We start from the raw sequence: 16,178 nt of genomic DNA on the forward strand, positions 1-16,178 counted from the left end.
GCGAGGGAGAGGTGGGGCGGATGATCGCCGCCACGAAGAAGATCGCCGGCGGCCTGGTCGCCACGGCGCTGGTCCTGGGCGTCGCCGGGTGCACCGCCTCGGAACCCGCGAAGTCCCCGGCCGCCGGAGGCCCGAACGCGCTGAAGGGCGCTCCGGAGGCCCCCGGCAGCGTCAACCGCCCCATCGGCGACGGTTCGACGGCGTACACCGGGCCGCAGCCGAATGTGCAGAAGCCGCAGAAGCTGAAGCCGGGGGAGAAGCCCCCGCAGTTCGTGGTGTTCTCGTGGGACGGGGCCGGCGAGGACAGCCAGAAGCTCTTCTCGCACTTCCGCGAGGTGGGCAGGAAGTACAACGCCCGCATGACGTACTTCCTCAGCGGCGTGTACATGCTCCCGGAGGAGAAGCGTTTCCTCTATACCGCGCCGCAGCACGCGCCCGGCCGCTCCGACATCGGCTTCGGCGACCTGCAGGGCATCAAGGACACCGCCGCGCAGGTCCGTGCCGCCTGGCTGGAGGGAAATGAGATCGGTACCCACTTCAACGGGCACTTCTGCGGGCCCGACGGCGGCGTCGGCACCTGGTCCGTGGAGGAGTGGAAGAGCGAGATCGACCAGGCCAAGTCCTTCGTCAAGAACTGGAAGACGAACGCGGGCCTGAAGCAGGAGCAGGCGCTCCCCTTCGACTACGACAAGGAGCTCATCGGCGCCCGGACCCCCTGCCTCGAAGGGCAGAAGAACTTCATGCTGGCGGCGAAGGACATGGGCTTCCGCTACGACTCCAGCGGCATCAGCAAGCAGATCTGGCCCAAGAAGACGGACGGCCTCTGGGACATCCCGCTCCAGCTCGTGCCGATGCCGGGCCGCGCCTTCGACACACTGAGCATGGACTACAACTACATGGTCAACCAGTCCGGGACGACCTCCCAGGGCGACCCCTCGCAGCACACCTACTGGGGCGACCAGATGCGCGACGGCCTGCGACAGGCCTTCGACCGCGTCTACCAGGGCAACCGCGCGCCGCTGATCATCGGCAACCACTTCGAGTCCTGGAACGGCGGCACCTACATGCGCGCCGTCGAGGAGTCGATCAAGGGCATGTGTACGCAGAAGGAGGTCCGCTGCGTGCCGTTCCGCGAGCTGGTGGACTGGCTCGACGCCCAGGACCCCAAGGCCCTGGAGTGGATGCGCACCCTCGACGTCGGCGAGGCGCCGAAGGAGGGCTGGACGAAGTTCCTGACCGCGGGGCCGCCGGCGCCGCCGGCCGCCCCCGACGGCGTCAAGCCGGCTGCGGAGCCGGCCGAAGGGGCTGAGGACGAGGGCTGACGACCTCGTCGGCGCCCGCGCCGCCGTCGAACGCGTCGGGGGCGTTCGGGCCCTCGCACAGGACGAACCCGGGGTCGACCTGTTCCGCCAGGTCGGCTCCGGTCTTGGCGTTGCCCCAGCTCTCCGCGTTCTTGAGGTGGAAGCTCACCATCTGCTCGGTGTACCGGACCCAGTCGCGGTGCGCGTACGAGTCGTCGGCGGCGTCCTGGAGCGCCTGGAGGGCGAATCGGTTGGTCGCCTCCAGCAGGTCGAAGGAGGCGGGGCGGCCCTTCTCCATCGCCCGCACCCAGTCGGAGTGCCCGACGGTGACCAGCAGGTCCTCGCCGACCTCGTCCTGGAGAAATTCGATGTCCTCGGGGCCCTGCACCTTGTTGCCGACGACCTTGAGCGCCACCCCGAAGTCCCTCGCGTACTCCTTGTACTGGCGGTAGACGGACACGCCCTTGCGGGTCGGTTCGGCGACGAGGAAGGTCACGTCGAAGCGGGTGAACATGCCCGAGGCGAAGGAGTCGGAGCCCGCCGTCATGTCGACGACCACGTACTCGTCCGGTCCGTCGACGAGGTGGTTCAGGCACAGCTCGACGGCTCCGACCTTGGAGTGGTAGCAGGCCACGCCCAGATCGGCCTCCGTGAACGGCCCGGTGGCCATGAGGCGTACGGGATCTCCGTCGAGCAGCACCGTGCGCGCGCAGGCCTCGTACACCGGGTTGTCCCCGGTGACGCGCAGCAGCCGCGAGCCGCGGCCCGGCGGAGTGGTCTTGATCATCGTGTCGGCGGACGCGATGCGCGGGTTGGAGCCCCGCAGATAGTCCTTGATCAGGGGCAGGTGCGCACCCAGGGCAGGCAGCGCGGCGGCCTCGTCCTCGGCGAGGCCGAGCGCGGCGCCGAGGTGCTGGTTGATGTCTGCGTCCACCGCGACGACGGGGGCTTCGTTGGCGGCGAGGTGACGGATGAAGAGGGAGGACAGCGTCGTCTTGCCGCTGCCGCCCTTTCCCACGAAAGCGATCTTCATGTTCACCAAGCGTAGTGGGTGAGTAGCGCTGTGTTGTCAAGGTGAGTGAAGAAGACCACTCCAAGGAGGGGTCGGTACCGAGCCCGCGCAGTGCGTAGGCTCCTTACTTATGAGTAGCGCTTCTGACCCGTTGGCCGCCCTGGCCGGGCTGCCGGGTGTCGCCGATTCCGTGGATTCCGTACGCAAGGCCGTGGACCGGGTCTACGGGCACCGGGTGATGCGCCGCCGCAGCGGTGAGATCACCTCGGAGGCCGCCCTGCGCGGCGCCCGCGGCAGCGCGGCGCTGTCCGGTGCGGACTGGGCGCTGGAGGAGGTGCGGCGGCGTACCGACTTCGGTGCGGAGCCGGAGGCGCTGACCGTGGGCGCCGCGCTGCGGCTCACCGCGGAGGCCGGGCAGTTGCTGAGTATCTGGCGTCAGTCGCCGCTGCGGGTCCTGGCGCGCCTGCATCTGGTGGCGGTCGGGTCGACGGCCGAGGGTGACGTGGTGGGCCGACCGCGCCTCGCGGGCGAGCCGGTGGCCGAGCCGCTGGTGGAGGCACCGCTTCCGGGGGCCGACGAGGTCGCCGGCCGGCTGGACGGCCTGTCCCGGATCATCATCGCGGGCGGTTCGGCCCCGGCGCTGGTCACGGCTGCGGTGGTGCACGGCGAGCTGCTGGCCCTGCGGCCCTTCGCCTCGTACAACGGGCTGGTCGCGCGTGCGGCCGAGCGCATCGTCCTGATCAACAGCGGGCTGGACCCCAAGGCCATTTGCCCGGCCGAGGTCGGTCACGCGGAGCAGGGCGCCGAGGCCTATCTGGCGGCCTTCGAGGGCTACCTCTCCGGAACCCCGGAGGGCGTGGCGGCGTGGATCGGCCACTGCGGCCGGGCGATCGAGCTCGGGGTGCGCGAGTCGACGGCGGTCTGCGAAGCCCTGCAGCGCGGCGCTGCCTGAGCCCTTCGAGGGATGCGGGCCCGACATGGGTTGCGGCGACACCGTACTGCTCTGGTGTCGCCGCTGGCATTCACGCCCAGTTACCAAGCGTCCTCGAAAGTTGCCCATCAGGTCGGGTACTTTGCCCGTCACCTGGTGCGGCTGGCCCGTAATCGACGGGTCGACGTCGCGTGGGTGCTCGGCGTTCATGCATCGGTCCGTGGGCCTTACTGCGTTGAAAGATGATCCTCTCGGATGTTCTTTGGTCTCGCGGGCCGTTGCTTTATTTGTACTCCGCTTCGCTGCTGTGCGAAACCCCTGGCTCCACTTTTTACTTTCCGGGGCGAGTGGGTGTGAACCGGACAGCCTGAATCGGTGCAGGTGGGGCAATCAGGCCGAGGTGGCGGCCGACAGGGCGTGGGCCCGGCGCCGGCTCGCGTACCAGACCAGCCCGGCGGTGGCCGCGGCCGCGCCCACGGCGGCCGCGGCGATGAGGGCCGGGCGGGCGGGCATCGACAGTCCGGGGAGCCGCTGCTTGAGCCGTACCGGCCGGTTGAAGACCAGGACCGGCCACTCGCGGGCCGTCGCCTCCCGGCGCAGCGCGCGGTCCGGGTTGACGGCGTGCGGGTGCCCGACCTCCTCCAGCATCGGGATGTCGGTCGCCGAGTCGCTGTAGGCGTAGCACCGGGAGAGGTCGTAGCCCTCGGACTCGGCGAGCTCCCGTACGGCCTCCGCCTTGGTGGGCCCGTAGGCGTAGTAGTCGATTTCGCCGGTGAAGCAGCCGTCCTCGCCCACGACCATGCGCGTGGCGACGACCCGGTCCGCGCCGAGCATCTCGCCGATCGGCTCGACGACCTCCGCTCCCGAGGTGGACACGATCACCACGTCACGGCCGGCCGTGTGGTGGGCCTCGATCAGGGAAGCGGCCTCGTCGTAGATGATCGGGTCGATGAGGTCGTGCAGGGTCTCCGCGACGATCTCCCGCACCTGCTGCACGTTCCACCCCTTGCAGAGGGCGGACAGGTACTCCCGCATCCGTTCCATCTGATCGTGGTCGGCGCCGCCGGCCAGGAAGATGAACTGGATGTAGGCGGTGCGCAACACGGCCCGCCGGTTGATCAGGCCGCCTTGGTAGAAGGACTTGCTGAACGTCAAGGTGCTCGACTTCGCAATGACCGTCTTGTCCAGATCGAAGAACGCGGCGGTGCGAGGCGAGGAGTGCGGCAAGGGCTGATTTTCCACGCCCCGAGCATATGCGCCCACCATTCGGCGTAAGGTGTGGCGCGTGGGTTTGCCTGAGAGGGCTCTCGGGTACACCATGGAAGTCACGGATCGTTCGCGACCGTGCTAACCCGGTCTGGCTCCTCCCCCCCCGAGTCGGACCGTGGGGACGACCCCCGCTCTCCCCCCCGGCGGGGGTCGTCGCATGTCCGGACGCGGTTCGCGTCCCCGGCTTCGGCCCCGATCGACCATCTCCTCGGCCCTCCCCTTCTGCGGGACCCGCCCGTGCCAGGCCCTCACCCCGTCAGACGTGTGACGCTGCGTAGTCGTTCCCGTGCGCTCCGGAACTCACCTGTGAGGGTGACCGGGTTATTCACAATCGATGGGTTGTCCACAGTTATTGGGCAAGATCCACTTCTTTTTCCCGATCGCTGCACGGTGATTCCAGCCGCGAAGTCCGTGGCGCTGGGATTTGCAGTGAGAAGGGGGCGGAGATCGTGGCTCGATCGAAGTCGTGCGAAACACCGAAGTCCGTGACGACCGGAAGGGCGGCGGGGGTTGAAGCCGTCACCGGAGCCCCGCCCGCAGGCGCGTCCGCCGGGGGCCGGCCGCTGATCATCACCGAAGACCCCCTGCTGCTCGACGACTTGCTGCGGCTCTGCGCCGCAGCGGGGGCCGAGCCGCACGTGCTCCACGGGGCGCCGGGGCCCGGCGGTGCGGCCGTGGAAGCGGAGGCCGGGCGGGCCGCAGGCGGGGCCGATCCGTCGATTTCGTCAACTGGCTTCAATCGCACCGGAGTCGGCTGGGATTCGGCCCCCCTCGTGCTGGTCGGGGACGATGCCGCGCGGCGGGTGCGGGGTGCGCCTCGCAGGACCGGGGTCTTCCTGGTCGGACGGGACCTCGACGACCCCCTCGTGTGGCAGCGGGCGGTGGAGATCGGCGCCGAGGAAGTGTTGCGCCTCCCCGACGCCGAGGGCCGGCTCGTGGACCGGATCGCCGATGTCGTCGAAGGCGCCGGCCGGCCCGCCCTCGCCGTCGGGGTGATCGGAGGCAGCGGCGGGGCGGGCGCCTCCACCCTGGCCTGCGCCCTCGCGGTCCGGGCCGCCCGCGCCGGCGAGCGGACCATGCTCATCGACGGCGACCCGCTGGGCGGCGGTATGGACGTACTGCTCGGCGGCGAGAGCGCCACAGGCCTGCGCTGGCCGGACTTCGCGGCCTCCCGGGGGCGGGTGGGCGCCGGAGCGCTGGAGGAGTCCCTGCCCGAACTGCACGAGCTGCGGGTGCTCAGCTGGGACCGCGGGGACCGGGTGGTCGTGCCGCCCACCGCCGTCCGCTCGGTGGTGGCCGCGGCGCGCCGCCGGGGCGGGGTCGTCGTGGTCGACCTCCCGCGCCGGGTGGACGAGGCCGTGGCCGAGGTGCTGGCCCAGCTCGACCTGGTGCTGATGGTGGTGGCGGGCGAGCTGCGGTCGGTGGCCGCAGCGGGCCGGGTGGCCGCCGGTGTGCGGATGGTGGCCCGGGACGTCCGCGTCGTCGTCCGGGGACGCTGCCCGGGCGGACTCGATCCGGAGGCCGTTGCGGGCCTGCTGGGGGCGCCGCTGGCCGGTGAGGTGCCCGTCGAGGTGGGCCTCCCGGGCCGGGTGGCCGAGGGCGAGCCACCAGGGGCGCAGGCGCGCGGCTCGCTCGCCCGCTTCTGCGACGGCTTCTGGCAGCGGGCGCTCGGTGCCGCTCAGGGGGTGCCGGCATGAGCGCGGTGCTGCTGGACGCGGTGCGCCGACGGCTCGCCGAGAGCGGCGCGGAGCCGACCCCGGCGCGGGTGGCGGCGGCCCTGCGCGCACAGGGCAGGCTGCTGGGCGACGAGGAAGTGCTCGGCGCGGCCGCCGAGTTGCGTTCCGAACTGGTCGGCGCGGGTCCGCTGGAGCCGCTGCTCGCCGATCCGGAGGTGACCGACGTGCTGGTCGCGGCCCCGGACCGGGTGTGGGTGGACCGCGGCGGCGGGCTGGAACTGACAGGCGTGACCTTCGCCGACGCGGGGGCCGTGCGCAGGCTCGCCCAGCGGCTGGCCGCCGTCGCCGGCCGGCGTCTCGACGACGCCCGACCCTGGGTGGACGCCCGGATGCCGGACGGGACCCGGCTGCACGCCGTGCTGCCACCGGTCTCCGTGGGCTCGGCCTGTCTTTCGCTGCGGGTCGTGCGCCCGCGGGCGTTCACCCTGGACGAGCTCGTCGCGGCGGGCACGCTGCCGCCCGGCGGGCAGGGGCTGCTGCGGGACATGGTCGAGGCCCGGTTGTCGTTCCTCGTCTCCGGCGGGACGGGGACCGGCAAGACCACGCTCCTGAGTGCCCTGTTGGGGCTGGTGGGCCCCGGTGAGCGGATCGTCCTGGCCGAGGATTCCGCCGAGCTGCGTCCCGACCATCCGCACGTGGTGCGGCTGGAGACCCGGCCGGCCAATCAGGAGGGCGCGGGGCTGGTCACGCTGGCGGACCTGGTCCGGCAGGCACTGCGGATGCGGCCCGACCGGCTGGTGGTGGGGGAGGTGCGGGGCGCCGAGGTGGCGGACCTGCTCGCCGCCCTGAACACCGGCCACGAGGGGGGTTGCGGCACGGTGCACGCCAATGCCGCCGCTCATGTCCCGGCCCGGCTGGAGGCCCTGGGGACGGCCGCGGGGCTCGACCGGGGCGCGCTGCACAGCCAGCTGGCCGCCGCGCTGACCCTCGTGCTGCACCTGGTGCGGGACCGGGCGGGGCGGCGCCGGGTGGCCGAGGTGCACGTCCTGGAACGGGATCGCGCCGGACTGGTGGTGACCGTGCCCGCGCTGCGGTGGGCCGCCCGCGGTTTCGTACGTGAGCAGGGCTGGGAGCGTCTGCGTCCGCTGCTGCGGGGTGCCCGGTGAGCGCCGGGGCGGCATTTCCGCTGCCGCTGTTCGCGGGGGTGCTGTGCGCGGGCGCGGCCGCCTGGGGGATCGCCGGATGCGACCGGGTGTCCCGACGGGCCGGGGCGGTGCTGGCCGGAGGGGGCGGGCCGCTCGCCTGCGGGCCGCCGCGCCGGGAGCTGCTGCTCGGCGCCGTACGGGTGCGGGCCGTGCGGTGGCGGGAGTGGGTCTGCCTCGGGGCCGGGCTGGTGATCGCGGTCCTGGGCGGGTCGGTGCTGCCGTTGCCGGCCGGAGCGGCCGCGGTACCCCTGGTACGGCGGTGGCTGCGGGTACGGGCGCGCGAGCGGGCCCGCAGCGAGCGGGCGGCCGAGGTGGTGGCCCTGTGCGGGGCGGTGGTGGGCGAGCTGCGGGCCGGGGCCCAGCCCGGGCAGGCGTTGATGGCGGCGCTGCGGCGGACGGCCGCGGGCCCCGGCGGGCCGGGCGCGGCGGAGACGGGCGTCCTGGCCGCCGCGGCCTTCGGCGGGGACGTGCCCGGGGCGCTGCGGCAGGCGGCACGGGAACCCGGTGCCGAGGGGCTGGCCGGAATGGCCGCCTGCTGGCGGGTGTCGGTGGACGGCGGGGCAGGGCTGGCCGCCGGGCTGGACCGGCTGGAGGGAGCCCTGCGAGCCGAGCGGGACCGGCAGGAGTCGCTGCGGGCCCAGTTGGCGGGCGCGCGGTCGACGGTGCTGGTGCTCGCCCTGCTGCCCCTGGTGGGCCTGTTGATCGGCACCGGGCTGGGCGCGGATCCGCTGAGGATCCTGCTGCACACCCCGATGGGGTGGGGCTGCCTGGTGGCGGGCGGGGTGCTGGAGGGGCTGGGGCTGCTGTGGTGCCGTCGGATCGTCAGGGCGGTGGAGCGGTGATGGCCGGCGCCTCCGTCCACAGGCTGGGGATCGTCCTGGGCGCGGCGGCGGCCCTGTGGATGGTGTCGGCGGTGGCGGCGCGGGTCAGGGCGCGTGCCGTCCGGCGCAGGACCGCGGCGCTGCTGGGGGCGCGACCGGGGGCCCGGTCCGGGGTGAGGGGGCCGGCGCTCGGCTCCGCACTGCGGGGTGCGGCGGTGGCGTGGGGCCTCCCGGCCGGGGCACTGCTGGCGGGCTGGCTGCTCGTCGGCGGGGTGGCCGGGGTGGCCGTCGGCTGCCTGGCTGCGGCCGGGGCGAGGCGTCTGCCGGCCCGGCGGCGGCCGCCTCCCGCGGTGGATCCGCGGGAGGCGGAGCGTCAACTGCCGTTCGCCGCCGATCTGCTGGCCGCCTGCCTGGCGGCCGGCGCCGGGCCGGTCGAGGCGGCGGAGGTGGTGGGCGAATCGCTGGGCGGCCCGGTGGGCGAGCGGCTCGCGAGCGCGGGTGCGGAGCTGCGGCTCGGCGGCGAACCGGGCTCCGGGTGGGGGAGGTTGGCGGACATGCCGGGTGCCCGGGCGCTCGCCGAATGCCTGGAGCGGGCCGCCCGGACCGGGGCGCCCGCGGCGGAGCCGATGTCCCGGCTCGCCTCCGGTCTCCGGGAGGACCGGGCCCGCCGGGCCGGCGCCAGGGCCCAGCGGGCGGCGGTTCTCGTCACCGCACCGGTGGGGCTGTGCTTCCTCCCCGCATTTCTTTCGATCGGGGTCGCGCCGGTGGTGATCGGTATGGCCTCGGGACTTCTCTCCAACCCCTGAAGTCGCATTGACCACACATCAACAACGAAAATCCACTGGAGGTTGCCATGAGGATCATCTGGTTTCGTGTACGGACGGTTCTCTCCGGTCGCGGGAGCGACGCGGGGATGTCCACTTCGGAATACGCCATGGGCACCATCGCGGCGTGCGCATTCGCGGCCGTCCTCTACAAGGTGGTGACGAGTGACGTCGTCGCCACGGCGCTTCAGTCGACCATCGGGAAGGCGCTCGATGTGCCGTTCTGAGAAGAGGCCCGGGCGGGCGCGTGGAATGCGGGACCGGGGATATGTGACGGCGGAGACCGCCCTGGTGATTCCTGCGCTGGTGCTCTTCGCGGCGTCGCTGGTGTGGGCCCTGATGGCGGCGGCCGGACAGATCCGGTGTGTCGACGCGGCCCGGGCCGGTGCCCGGGCGGCGTCCAGGTCGGAGCCGGTGGAGATCGCGGTGGCGGCGGCCCGCGAGGCCGCGCCACCGGGAGCGAGGGTGGAGCTGCAGCGGGTGGGCGACCTCTGGCGGGTCCGGGTGGCGGCGCCCGCGCCTGGGCCGGCCGGGATCCCGCTGCGGCTGGGCGCGCAGGCGGTGGCCCTCGCCGAGGACAGCGTGGGGCCGCCGCCGTGAGCCGGGACCGCGGTTCGGCCACGGTCTGGGCGGCGCTGGTGGCCACGGTGCTGGGCGCGGTGTTCGCGGGGGTGCTGCTGCTCGGGCAGGCTGTCGTGGCCCGCCACCGGGCGGCGGCGGCCGCGGACCTGGCGGCGCTCGCGGCGGCGGCCACCTGGGCGCACGGGCCGGACACCGCCTGCGCCACGGCCCGCCGGGTGGCCCGGGCGCAGGGCGCGGAGCTCGCCGGGTGCCACGTCGGCGGCGAGGTCGCCGAAGTGGCCGCACGGGTCGCGGCGGGCCCCTTCAGGCCCGAGATCCGCGCCCGCGCCGGTCCGCCCCGGGACCGCCCGGCGGAAGAGCGCCGCGCACCGCCGCCCGCGAGTTCTTCCCTGCGCGGCCGAGGGCCGTAGGGCGGGTCAGATGGTGGAGGACGGGGAGTCCGGCGACTCAGAGAGGAGGCGGGTGAGCAGGCGGACGGCGCCGCGCTTGTGGAGGGGGTCGTTGCCGTTGCCGCACTTGGGGGACTGGATGCAGGAGGGGCAGCCGGCCTCGCACTCGCAGGCGGCGATGGCGTCGCGGGTGGCGGTCAGCCAGGCGCGGGCCGTGTGGAAGGCCCGCTCCGCGAAGCCGGCGCCGCCCGGGTGGCCGTCGTAGACGAAGACCGTGGGGAGGAGGGTGTCGGGATGCAGCGGCACGGACACGCCGCCGATGTCCCAGCGGTCGCAGGTGGCGAACAGCGGCAGCATGCCGATGGAGGCGTGCTCCGCGGCGTGCAGGGCGCCGCCGAGGATCTCCGGGTTGATCCGGGCCTCGTCGAGCTGGTCCTCGGTCACCGTCCACCAGACGGCCCTGGTGCGCAGGGTGCGGGGCGGCAGGTCCAGCTTGGCCTCGCCGAGCACCTCGCCGGTGATCAGTTTGCGGCGCAGGTAGGAGACGACCTGGTTGGTCACCTCCACGGAGCCGAAGCAGAGCCGGGCCGAGCCCCACGGGATCTCGGTCTCGGTGTCCAGGACGGAGATGGAGGTGGTGTCGCGGGCCGTGGTGGAGAAGGGCGGGTCCGCCGCCTCCACGAGGGCTGCCGAGCCCTCCAGGTCCAGGTGCCGCACCAGATATGTGCGGCCCTGGTGCAGGTGTACGGCACCCTCGTGGACGGCGGTGTGGGCGGCCGACTCGTCGACCGTGCCCAGCAGCCGGCCCGTGGAGGCCTCGACGATCTGCACCGGGCGGCCGCCGCCGCCCCGGATGTCGGTGAGGTCCGAGGCCCGCTCGCGGCGGGTCCAGTGCCAGCCGGACGGCCGGCGGCGCAGCAGCTTGGCCGCCTCGAGCTGGGGGAGGAGTTCCTCGGTGGCCGGGCCGAAGAGATCCAGGTCGGCCTCGGTCAGCGGGAGCTCCTCCGCCGCCGCGCACAGGTGGGGGGCGAGGACGTACGGGTTGTCGGGGTCCAGGACGGTGGCTTCCACCGGTTGGCGGAACAGCGCCTCCGGATGGTGGACCAGGTAGGTGTCGAGCGGATCGTCCCGGGCGATCAGCACGGCCAGGGCGCCCTGGCCCGAGCGCCCGGCCCGGCCCGCCTGCTGCCACAGGGAGGCCCGCGTGCCCGGATAGCCGGTGATCAGTACGGCGTCCAGGCCGGAGACGTCCACGCCCAGCTCCAGGGCGGTCGTGGCGGCCAGTCCCAGCAGCTCGCCGGAGTGCAGGGCCCGCTCCAGGGCCCGGCGCTCCTCGGGCAGGTAGCCGCCCCGGTAGGCCGCGACCCGCCGGGGCAGGGAGCGGTCCACCTCGGCGAGGCGCTCCTGCGTGATCACGGAGATCAGCTCGGCGCCCCGCCGGGAGCGCACGAAGGCGACCGTACGCACGCCCTGGACCACCAGGTCGGCCAGCAGGTCGGCGGTCTCCGCGGTGGCCGTACGGCGTACGGGAGCACCCCTCTCGCCCCTCAGCTCGGTGAGGAGCGGGGGCTCCCAGAGGGCGAAGACCACCTCGCCGCGCGGCGAGGCGTCGTCGGTGATCTCGGTCACGGGTACGCCGGTCAGCCGGGAGGCGGCCGCCGCCGGGTCGCTGGCGGTGGCGGAGGCCAGCAGGAACACCGGATGGGAGCCGTAGCGGGCGCACAGCCGCCGCAGCCGGCGCAGCACCTGCGCCACGTGGGAGCCGAACACCCCGCGGTAGGTGTGGCACTCGTCGATCACCACATAGCGCAGGGAGCGCAGGAAGGAGGACCAGCGCGGGTGGGCCGGGAGGATCCCGCGGTGCAGCATGTCGGGGTTGGTGAGGACGTGGTTTGCGTACTGGCGCACCCATTCGCGCTCCTCGACGGGGGTGTCCCCGTCGTAGACCGCAGGACGGACGGCGTTGCCGAGCGGGGCGGCCAGGTCCCGTACGGCGCGCCGCTGGTCGGCCGCCAGGGCCTTGGTGGGGGCCAGGTACAGGGCGGTCGCACCCCGCCCGTTCGGCGCCCGTGCGCCGTCCGCGAGCGCCGAGAGCACGGGGGCGAGGTAGGCCAGGGACTTGCCCGAGGCGGTTCCGGTGGCCACGACCACGGACTCGCCGTCCAGGGCGTGCTCGGCGGCCGCGGCCTGGTGTTCCCACGGATGGTCGATCCCGGCGGCCCGGATCGCGGCTACGACATCCGTTCGGATGCGGTCGGGCCAGACTGCATGACGGCCCGCCCGAGGGGGCAAGTGCTCCGTATGGGTGATGCGCGCAGAGCGGAAAGGCCCCCGTGACAGGCGGTCCAGGACCGTGCCGGGGGTGGGTCGGGAGTCCGCGTCTGCCGTGGGCCGTCCGGGACCGTGAGTGTTGGCCATCGGAACCGAGTGTGTCACCGGCGTGCGGGACAATGGTCGGAAGGCGTCGTGCGCGCCTGCCGGTAAGTGATTGAATGCCATTGCGGCAGCCAATCCCTCACCTACCTTCGGGTGGGGAGGCCCCTGGGGGGCGCCGCTCGATAGCAAGGTGCTGGAGGATCCGTGGACCTGTCCCTGTCGACTCGCACTGTCGGCGACCGTACGGTCGTGGAGGTCGGTGGCGAGATTGATGTGTATACCGCGCCCAAGCTGCGCGAGCAGTTGGTCGAGTTGGTGAACGACGGCAGCTACCACCTGGTCGTCGACATGGAGCGAGTGGACTTCCTCGACTCCACCGGTCTTGGTGTGCTCGTGGGTGGCCTCAAGCGCGTCCGCGCGCACGAGGGTTCGCTCCGACTGGTGTGCAACCAGGAGCGCATCCTGAAGATCTTCCGCATCACCGGTCTGACCAAGGTGTTCCCGATCCACACCACGGTGGACGACGCCGTCAACGCCACCGACTGACGGCTCCAGGCGGCCCCCGGCAGTCTTCGGGCAGCTGGGGGCCGGCAAGGAGAGCGGGGGTGCCGGGCCATGGGTGGTCCGGGCCCCTGTCAAGGCACGCCCGTAGTCCGAGGGGGACGCGCATGGCCACCGTTGAACTGCGCTTCAGCGCCCAGCCCGAACACGTCCGGACGGCCCGCCTGGTCGCGGCCGCCGTGGCGCGCCGGGCCGGTGTGGAGGAAGCCGTCCTCGACGAGGTCCGCCTCGCCGTCGGCGAGGCCTGTTCGCGTGCCGTCGGACTCCACCGGAGCAACGGGCTGACCGCGCCCGTCCGGGTTCTGCTGACCGAGGAGGACAAGACGTTCTCCATCGAGGTCGGCGACGAGGTACCCGGCCCGGACGGGAGCCCGGCCGAGACCGTGTCCGGCATCGCCGCCGTCCAGGAGTCCGACGGGGACACCGAGGACGAGATGGGACTCGCGGTGATCAGCGGGCTCGTCGACGACGTCGAGGTGACCAGTGGGGAATCGGGCGGGACCATCCGGATGAGCTGGCCCGTCTCGGGATCTTCCGACCTCCCTTGAGATCCGCTGCGCGCACCACCGCTCCTATCTTCTGATCTTTATCAAGGCCCTGCTGAGCAGGGCCTTTTTCATTTCCCTGGATCGATGAGCATCCGTCAATGCCTTTGCCCCATTACTACTTTCGAGGGTAATGGAGTGACGCGATCTATTGCTGAGGAGCAGGAGCACGCCAATTGCGTTTCCTGCGCACTGTTTTGATCGGGGTGCGCTCCCTACAATCCGTCCACATCTTGAGCTCATCACGTCAAGGAGGACGAATGACGGGGCTCTTCACCCCTCTCGCGCCGGAAAGCACCGCTGATCTGGCATCCGCAGTACTCACCGATGACAATCGGCTCATCGTGATGGTCATTGCGGCCGTGGCACTCGCCGCACTCGTCGTCGCGCAGTTCCTGGTCCGCCAGGTCCTCGCCGCCGACGAGGGAACCGACAGCATGAAGAAGATCGCCGCGGCCGTCCAGGAAGGCGCCAACGCCTACCTCGGCCGCCAGCTGCGCACCCTCGGCATCTTCGCCGTCGTGGTCTTCTTCCTGCTCTTCCTGCTCCCCGCCGACGACTGGAACCAGCGGGCGGGACGCTCCGCCTTCTTCCTCGTCGGCGCCGTCTTCTCCGCGGCCACCGGCTACATCGGCATGCGCCTCGCGGTCCGCGCCAACGTCCGCGTCGCCGCCGCCGCGCGCCGGGCCACCCCGGCCGAGGGGGAGCCCGCCAAGGACCTGACCGAGGTCTCCCACCAGGCGATGAAGATCGCCTTCCGCACGGGTGGCGTGGTCGGCATGTTCACCGTCGGCCTCGGCCTCCTCGGCGCCTCCTGCGTCGTCCTGGTCTACGCCGCGGACGCCCCCAAGGTCCTGGAGGGCTTCGGTCTCGGAGCCGCCCTGATCGCGATGTTCATGCGCGTGGGCGGCGGGATCTTCACCAAGGCCGCCGACGTCGGCGCCGACCTGGTCGGCAAGGTCGAACAGGGCATTCCGGAGGACGACCCGCGCAATGCCGCGACCATCGCCGACAACGTGGGCGACAACGTCGGAGACTGCGCCGGAATGGCGGCCGACCTCTTCGAGTCCTACGCCGTCACCCTCGTCGCCGCGCTCATCCTCGGCAAGGCCGCCTTCGGCGACCTGGGCCTCGCCTTCCCGCTGATCGTGCCCGCCATCGGCGTCGTCACCGCGATGATCGGCATCTTCGCGGTCTCCCCGCGCCGCAGCGACCGCAGCGGCATGACCGCCATCAACCGCGGCTTCTTCATCTCGGCCGTGATCTCCCTGGTGCTGGTCGGCATCGCCGTCTACGCCTACCTGCCCTCCAGCTACGCGGACCTCGTCGGCGTCGAGAACGCGGCGATCACCAACCACTCCGGTGACCCGCGCGTCCTGGCCGTCGTCGCCGTCGCCATCGGCATCGTGCTGGCGGCCCTGATCCAGCAGCTGACCGGCTACTTCACCGAGACCAACCGCCGTCCCGTCCGGGACATCGGCAAGTCCTCCCTCACCGGGGCCGCCACCGTCGTCCTCGCCGGCATCTCCGTCGGCCTGGAGTCGGCCGTCTACACGGCGCTGCTGATCGGCCTCGGCGTCTACGGGGCGTTCCTGCTCGGCGGCACGTCGATCCTGCTCGCGCTCTTCGCGGTGGCCCTGGCCGGCACCGGTCTGCTCACCACCGTCGGCGTCATCGTCGCCATGGACACCTTCGGGCCCGTCTCCGACAACGCCCAGGGCATCGCCGAGATGTCCGGCGACGTCGAGGGCGCCGGCGCGCAGGTCCTGACCGACCTGGACGCCGTCGGCAACACCACCAAGGCCATCACCAAGGGCATCGCCATCGCCACGGCCGTACTCGCCGCCGCCGCGCTCTTCGGCTCGTACAACGACGCGATCGCCACCGCCGTCAAGGAAGTCGGGGCGAAGGCCGGGGAGATGAACCTCAGCCTGGACATCGCACAGCCCAACAACCTCGTCGGGCTGATCCTGGGCGCGGCCGTGGTCTTCCTGTTCTCCGGCCTCGCCATCAACGCGGTCTCGCGCTCCGCGGGCTCGGTGGTCTACGAGGTGCGCCGCCAGTTCCGCGAGCACCCCGGGATCATGGACTACAGCGAGAAGCCCGAGTACGGGCGCGTCGTCGACATCTGCACCAAGGACGCGCTGCGCGAGCTCGCCACGCCCGGCCTGCTCGCCGTCCTGACACCCATCGCGGTGGGCTTCTGCCTCGGCGTCGGCGCGCTCGGGTCCTTCCTGGCCGGCGCCATCGGCACGGGCACGCTGATGGCGGTCTTCCTCGCCAACTCCGGCGGCGCGTGGGACAACGCGAAGAAGCTGGTCGAGGACGGCCACCACGGCGGCAAGGGCAGCGAGGCCCACGAGGCGGTCGTCATCGGCGACACCGTCGGCGACCCGTTCAAGGACACCGCCGGTCCCGCGATCAACCCGCTGCTCAAGGTCATGAACCTGGTGGCGCTGCTGATCGCCCCCGCCGTCGTGCAGTTCAGCTACGGCGCGGACACCAGCCCGACCGTACGGGCGGTCGTCGCGGTCGTCGCGATCGGCGTCATCATCGGCGCCGTGTACGTCTCCAAGCGCCGCGGCATCGCCGTGGGCGACGAGAGCGACGGGACGGCCGAGCGGGTGGCCCAGTCGGCCGACCCGGCGACGGTCTCCTGACCGAGGCCCGGCAGCGGGAAGGGCCG

General features: G+C 72.6%; 15 protein-coding genes. 12 read left to right on the forward strand and 3 right to left on the reverse strand.

Features of this window, described 5'->3' with window-relative positions:
* Positions 1–20 precede the first annotated feature (20 nt).
* Positions 21–1,322: a hypothetical protein gene (locus ACIPXC_RS20445; RefSeq protein WP_401619985.1), complete on the forward strand. Its 1,302-nt coding sequence runs from the start codon at positions 21–23 to the stop codon at positions 1,320–1,322.
* Here the strand turns inward: ACIPXC_RS20445 and ACIPXC_RS20450 are convergent.
* A complete protein-coding gene (locus tag ACIPXC_RS20450; RefSeq protein WP_401619988.1) occupies positions 1,276–2,334 on the reverse strand; it encodes an ATP-binding protein in 1,059 nt (352 codons plus the stop codon). The genes ACIPXC_RS20445 and ACIPXC_RS20450 overlap by 47 nt on opposite strands.
* Before the next feature lie 109 nt (positions 2,335–2,443).
* On the opposite strand from ACIPXC_RS20450, the gene ACIPXC_RS20455 reads away from it, so the two are divergent.
* On the forward strand, positions 2,444–3,265 hold the full coding sequence (locus ACIPXC_RS20455; RefSeq protein WP_386398185.1) for an oxidoreductase: 822 nt from the start codon (positions 2,444–2,446) through the stop codon (positions 3,263–3,265).
* 369 nt (positions 3,266–3,634) lie between these two features.
* Here the strand turns inward: ACIPXC_RS20455 and ACIPXC_RS20460 are convergent, their stop codons facing one another.
* Complete coding sequence (locus tag ACIPXC_RS20460) at positions 3,635–4,510, reverse strand: HAD family hydrolase (RefSeq protein ID WP_401619991.1); 876 nt, start codon at positions 4,508–4,510, stop codon at positions 3,635–3,637.
* A 488-nt stretch (positions 4,511–4,998) separates the two neighbouring features.
* Between ACIPXC_RS20460 and ssd the strand changes: the two genes are divergently transcribed.
* Genes ssd through ACIPXC_RS20495 form a run of 7 tightly spaced genes read left to right on the forward strand, consistent with a single transcriptional unit; the run spans position 4,999 to position 10,031 of the window.
* Entirely contained in the window at positions 4,999–6,210 is a 1,212-nt protein-coding gene (gene ssd / locus ACIPXC_RS20465) for a septum site-determining protein Ssd (RefSeq protein WP_401619994.1), read from the forward strand.
* Entirely contained in the window at positions 6,207–7,355 is a 1,149-nt protein-coding gene (locus tag ACIPXC_RS20470) for a TadA family conjugal transfer-associated ATPase (protein ID WP_386457177.1), read from the forward strand. The genes ssd and ACIPXC_RS20470 overlap by 4 nt, the downstream gene beginning before the upstream one ends.
* Positions 7,352–8,236, forward strand: a complete 885-nt coding sequence (locus tag ACIPXC_RS20475) for a type II secretion system F family protein (protein ID WP_401619997.1) — start codon at positions 7,352–7,354, stop codon at positions 8,234–8,236. Before ACIPXC_RS20470 ends, ACIPXC_RS20475 begins: the two co-directional genes overlap by 4 nt.
* A complete protein-coding gene (locus ACIPXC_RS20480; protein ID WP_401620000.1) occupies positions 8,236–9,021 on the forward strand; it encodes a type II secretion system F family protein in 786 nt (261 codons plus the stop codon). Before ACIPXC_RS20475 ends, ACIPXC_RS20480 begins: the two co-directional genes overlap by 1 nt.
* A gap of 47 nt (positions 9,022–9,068) precedes the next feature.
* Positions 9,069–9,266 (forward strand): DUF4244 domain-containing protein, encoded by a 198-nt coding sequence (locus tag ACIPXC_RS20485; protein ID WP_030957773.1) that lies wholly within the window; start codon positions 9,069–9,071, stop codon positions 9,264–9,266.
* A 43-nt stretch (positions 9,267–9,309) separates the two neighbouring features.
* Positions 9,310–9,639 (forward strand): TadE family type IV pilus minor pilin, encoded by a 330-nt coding sequence (locus ACIPXC_RS20490; RefSeq protein WP_401620004.1) that lies wholly within the window; start codon positions 9,310–9,312, stop codon positions 9,637–9,639.
* Complete coding sequence (locus ACIPXC_RS20495) at positions 9,636–10,031, forward strand: Rv3654c family TadE-like protein (RefSeq protein WP_401620007.1); 396 nt, start codon at positions 9,636–9,638, stop codon at positions 10,029–10,031. Before ACIPXC_RS20490 ends, ACIPXC_RS20495 begins: the two co-directional genes overlap by 4 nt.
* A gap of 6 nt (positions 10,032–10,037) precedes the next feature.
* Here ACIPXC_RS20495 and ACIPXC_RS20500 read toward each other — a convergent pair whose 3' ends face one another.
* The gene (locus ACIPXC_RS20500) at positions 10,038–12,509 is read right to left on the reverse strand and encodes a DEAD/DEAH box helicase (RefSeq protein WP_401620010.1); all 2,472 of its coding nucleotides are present in this window, start codon (positions 12,507–12,509) and stop codon (positions 10,038–10,040) included.
* Positions 12,510–12,590: 81 nt separating this feature from the next.
* On the opposite strand from ACIPXC_RS20500, the gene bldG reads away from it, so the two are divergent.
* The 3 genes from bldG to ACIPXC_RS20515 all read left to right on the forward strand — a co-directional run bounded on the left by bldG (position 12,591) and on the right by ACIPXC_RS20515 (position 16,152).
* Positions 12,591–12,932 (forward strand): anti-sigma factor antagonist BldG, encoded by a 342-nt coding sequence (gene bldG, locus ACIPXC_RS20505; RefSeq protein ID WP_030028781.1) that lies wholly within the window; start codon positions 12,591–12,593, stop codon positions 12,930–12,932.
* A 122-nt stretch (positions 12,933–13,054) separates the two neighbouring features.
* On the forward strand, positions 13,055–13,495 hold the full coding sequence (locus ACIPXC_RS20510) for an ATP-binding protein (RefSeq protein ID WP_401620014.1): 441 nt from the start codon (positions 13,055–13,057) through the stop codon (positions 13,493–13,495).
* A 257-nt stretch (positions 13,496–13,752) separates the two neighbouring features.
* Positions 13,753–16,152, forward strand: coding sequence for a sodium-translocating pyrophosphatase (locus ACIPXC_RS20515; RefSeq protein ID WP_401620016.1), 2,400 nt, complete (start codon positions 13,753–13,755; stop codon positions 16,150–16,152).
* Positions 16,153–16,178: the final 26 nt, after the last annotated feature.

The organism is Streptomyces sp. NPDC090021, from assembly GCF_044748225.1.
Taxonomy (GTDB): Bacteria; Actinomycetota; Actinomycetes; order Streptomycetales; family Streptomycetaceae; genus Streptomyces.